We start from the raw sequence: 3,998 nt of genomic DNA, 5'->3' as shown, positions 1-3,998 counted from the left end.
GACGGCCGCGACGGCCCGGTCGCGCCCGGCCAGCGCCGCCCGCAGGACGGTCAGGTCGGCGTCGGTCCGGCGGGCGGCCGCCATCCGGGCCGCCTCGACCTCCAGGGTGCGTCGGACCTCCAGCACCTCGCGCAGCTCCGGGCCGCACAGCGTGCGCAGCGCCCCGGACAGCTCGGTGGTGGCCCGCACGTAGGTGCCGTCGCCCTGACGCACCTCGAGCAGGCCGCCGTGGGCGAGGGCGCGGACGGCCTCGCGGACGGTGTTGCGGCCGACCTCCAACGACGAGGCCAGCTCCGACTCCGGCGGTATCCGGGCACCGACCGGCCACTCCCCGCCGGTGATGGCGGAACGGAGCTGGTCGATGACCTGGTCGACCAGGCCACCGCGGCGCGCTGTGACGAGAGGCACCGGATCATCCTTCCATCCGAACATCCTATGTCTGTAACAATACTGTTTCGTGAGCATTGCTGAGCAGGAGACGCGCGCGGAGGAGACCATCGCCACCGGACGGGCCGAGGAGACCGGGCCGTCGCGTCGCGGTGCGCTCGTCGGGACTCCGCTGCTCGTCGTGGGGGTGGCACTCGCCGCCTCGAACCTCCGCCCGGCCGTGACCTCGATGTCCTCGGTGCTCGGCGAGGTCCGTGACGGCCTCGGTGCCTCCGCGGTCTGGACCAGTGTGCTCACCGCGGTACCCACCATCTGCTTCGGCCTCGCCGCGATCGCCGCGCCGCTGCTCTCCCGCCGGCTCGGCATGGCCCGCGCGATCGGCCTCGCGATGGCGGTGCTGACCGCCGGGCTCGTGCTGCGCGTCGTCGACGGCCCGTGGGTCGTGCTCGGCGGCACCTTCGTCGCCGCGGCGGGCATCGCGATCGGCAACGTGCTGATCCCGGTCGTGGTGAAGCAGTCCTTCCCGCACGCCGTCGGCCGGGTCACCGGCGTCTACACCGCCGCGCTGGCCGCGGGCGGTGGGATCGGCGCCGCGTTCACGCCGCCGCTGGAACCGCTGCTCGGCGGCTGGCGCGGCGCGGTCGGGGCGTGGGCGCTGCTGTCGCTGGCCGCGCTGGTCGTCTGGACGATCGGGGCCCGGCACGGTGAGCCGGAGCCGGTCGTGCGCGCCGCCGACGCGGAGGAGCGGCGCCCGATGGTGCGCCGGCCGCTGGCCTGGGTGGTCACCGCGTTCTTCGGGCTCCAGGCCTGTGTCGCCTACGTCGCGATGGGGTGGCTCTCGGAGCTGTTCGTCTCCGTCGGGGTCACCCGCACCGACGCCGGGCTGATGCTCGCCCTGATCAACCTGATCGGCATCCCGCTCAGCTTCGTCATCCCGCCGATCGCGCTGAACCGGGCGTCGCAGTCGGGCTGGATCGTCGGGCTCGCCTGCTGCTCGCTGGCCGCCGTCGCCGGACTCGCGATCGCCCCGGCCGCCGCGCCCTGGCTGTGGACGGTCCTGCTCGGCGTCGGCATGGCGGTCTTCCCGCTGGGGCTCGGCGTGATCGCGCTGCGCACCCGCGAGGCCGCAGAGACCACCGACCTGTCGGCGATGGCGCAGGGCTTCGGCTACCTCATCGGCGCGACCGGCCCGTTCCTGTTCGGGATCCTGCACGGGCTCACCGGCTCCTGGACGCCGTCGCTGGTGCTGCTCGGCGCGGTGATCGTCGCCGAGATGGTGCTGGGCTGGGTCGCGGGGCGCCCGCGCTACGTCTGAGGTCCGCCCGTGCGGCGCCGGGCCGCTGATATATGAGAGCCCCCGGTGCCGCGTCCGGCGTCGTGGGCCCGGTGTACCGTCGTGACCGTCCGATCTCCCGGCGCATCCCCGCCCGGCGGCGGCCCGAGATCGGGGTCCTCGATCCGTCAGGGAGTACTCGTGACCGACACCGCCCTTCCCCCGGCCGGGGACACGGCGCGGCTGGTCGACCAGACCGGCCCGTACTTCGGCCGTTTCGGTGGCCGCTACGTTCCGGAGGCGCTGGTCGCCGCGCTGGACGAGCTCGAGCGGGCCTACCACACGGCCATGTCCGACGAGGCCTTCCAGGCCGAGCTCGCCGAGCTGCACCGCACCTACTCGGGCCGCCCGAGCCTGGTCACCGAGGCGCCGCGGTTCGCCGCGCACGCCGGGGGTGCGCGCATCCTGCTCAAGCGCGAGGACCTGAACCACACCGGCTCGCACAAGATCAACAATGTGCTGGGGCAGGCGCTGCTCACCAAGCGCATGGGCAAGACCCGGGTCATCGCCGAGACCGGTGCGGGCCAGCACGGCGTCGCCTCGGCCACGGCCGCCGCCCTGATGGGCCTGGAGTGCGTCGTCTACATGGGCGAGGTCGACACCGAGCGCCAGGCGCTCAACGTCGCCCGGATGCGCATGCTCGGAGCGGAGGTCCGCCCGGTCACCTCGGGCACGCGGACCCTCAAGGACGCGATGAACGAGGCCATGCGCGACTGGGTCACCAACGTGGCCGACACGCACTACCTCATCGGCTCGGTCGCCGGGCCCCACCCGTTCCCGGCGATGGTGCGCGACTTCCAGCGGATCATCGGCGTCGAGGCGCGGCAGCAGGTCCAGGACCTCACCGGTGCCCTGCCCGACCTGGTCTGCGCCTGCGTCGGCGGCGGCTCCAACGCGATGGGCATCTTCCACGCGTTCCTCGACGACACCTCCGTCGAGCTGGTCGGCTTCGAGGCCGGCGGCGACGGCGTCGACACCCCGCGGCACGCCTCCTCCATCGGCGGCGGTGACGTCGGCGTCCTGCACGGCTCGCGCAGCTTCATCCTCCAGGACGAGGACGGCCAGACCCGCGACTCGCACTCCATCTCCGCGGGCCTGGACTACCCGGGCGTCGGCCCGGAGCACTCGTGGCTGCACGACATGAGGCGCGCCCGCTACGAGTCGGTCACCGACGCCGAGGCGATGGAGGCCTTCCGCCTGCTCTGCCGCACCGAGGGCATCATCCCGGCCATCGAGAGCGCGCACGCGCTGGCCGGTGCGCTGCGCGAGGCGACGCGCCTGGGCGAGGGCAAGGTCGTGCTGGTCAACCTGTCCGGCCGTGGCGACAAGGACGTCGACACCGCCGCGAAGTACTTCCAGCTGATCGACGACGAGGGCAACGCCGTGACGGACGGAGCGGTCTGATGGGCAGCGTGGCGCAGCGGATCGAGCAGGTCCGCGCCGAGGGCCGGGCCGCGCTGGTCGGCTACCTGCCGGTCGGCTACCCGACCGTCGAGGGCTCGGTCGAGGCAATGCGGGCGATGGTCGCGGGCGGCGTCGACGTCGTCGAGATCGGCCTGCCCTACTCCGACCCGCTGATGGACGGCCCGGTCATCCAGCGCGCCACCCAGCAGGCACTGGACAACGGTGCCCGCAGCCGGGACGCGTTCACCGCCGTGCGCGCGGTGGTCGGCGCCGGCGCCCCGGCGCTGGTCATGACCTACTGGAACCTGATCGACCGCTACGGCGTCGAGCGGTTCGCCGCCGAGCTCGCCGAGGCCGGCGGCTCCGGGCTCATCACCCCGGACCTCCTGCCCGACGACTGCGAGGACTGGCTGACCGCCTCCGAGAAGCACGATCTGGACCGGGTGTTCCTCGTTGCGCAGACGACCACCTCCGAGCGGATGCGGATGACCGTCGAGGCCAGCCGCGGGTTCGTCTACGCGGCGTCGCTGATGGGCGTCACCGGCGTCCGCTCGGTCGGCGTCGAGGCCCGCGACCTGGTCGCCCGGACCCGCGAGGTCGCGACCCTGCCGGTGTGCGTCGGCCTCGGCGTCCGCACCGCCGAACAGGCGGCCGACGTCGCCGGCTACGCCGACGGCGTCATCGTCGGGACGGCGTTCGTGCAGGCGCTGGAGTCCGGCGGGCCGTCGGCGGTCGAGTCGCTCGCCCGCGAGCTCGCCGAGGGCGTCCGCGCCGCGGAGCGCGTCTCCGCCTGACCCTCCTCCAGCGGCCGCGTCCGCCCCTCGTGGGCGGGCGCGGCCGTCGTGTGTCGTCGGGCCGTCGGTCGCAGCTCCCG

General features: G+C 73.9%; 4 protein-coding genes. 3 read left to right on the top strand and 1 reads right to left on the bottom strand.

Annotated features, from left to right (window positions below; genetic code table 11):
* Window positions 1–408, bottom strand: a 408-nt coding sequence (locus tag GTW08_RS01345) for a GntR family transcriptional regulator (RefSeq protein WP_161151277.1), incomplete at its 3' end; no start/stop codon positions are given.
* A 49-nt stretch (window positions 409–457) separates the two neighbouring features.
* On the opposite strand from GTW08_RS01345, the gene GTW08_RS01340 reads away from it, so the two are divergent.
* The 3 genes from GTW08_RS01340 (at window position 458) to trpA (ending at window position 3,918) form a co-directional block, all read left to right on the top strand.
* Entirely contained in the window at window positions 458–1,702 is a 1,245-nt protein-coding gene (locus tag GTW08_RS01340) for a CynX/NimT family MFS transporter (protein ID WP_312888636.1), read from the top strand.
* Between the two features lie 159 nt (window positions 1,703–1,861).
* Entirely contained in the window at window positions 1,862–3,124 is a 1,263-nt protein-coding gene (gene trpB / locus GTW08_RS01335; RefSeq protein ID WP_208623018.1) for a tryptophan synthase subunit beta, read from the top strand.
* Window positions 3,124–3,918: a tryptophan synthase subunit alpha gene (gene trpA / locus GTW08_RS01330; protein WP_073575689.1), complete on the top strand. Its 795-nt coding sequence runs from the start codon at window positions 3,124–3,126 to the stop codon at window positions 3,916–3,918. The genes trpB and trpA overlap by 1 nt, the downstream gene beginning before the upstream one ends.
* The last annotated feature ends 80 nt before the right edge of the window (window positions 3,919–3,998 follow it).

Source organism: Pseudonocardia sp. SID8383 (genome assembly GCF_009864975.1).
GTDB lineage: Bacteria > Actinomycetota > Actinomycetes > Mycobacteriales > Pseudonocardiaceae > Pseudonocardia > Pseudonocardia alni.
Note: the sequence above shows the minus strand (reverse complement) of the source record. Positions and strands in the feature narration are given on the sequence as shown.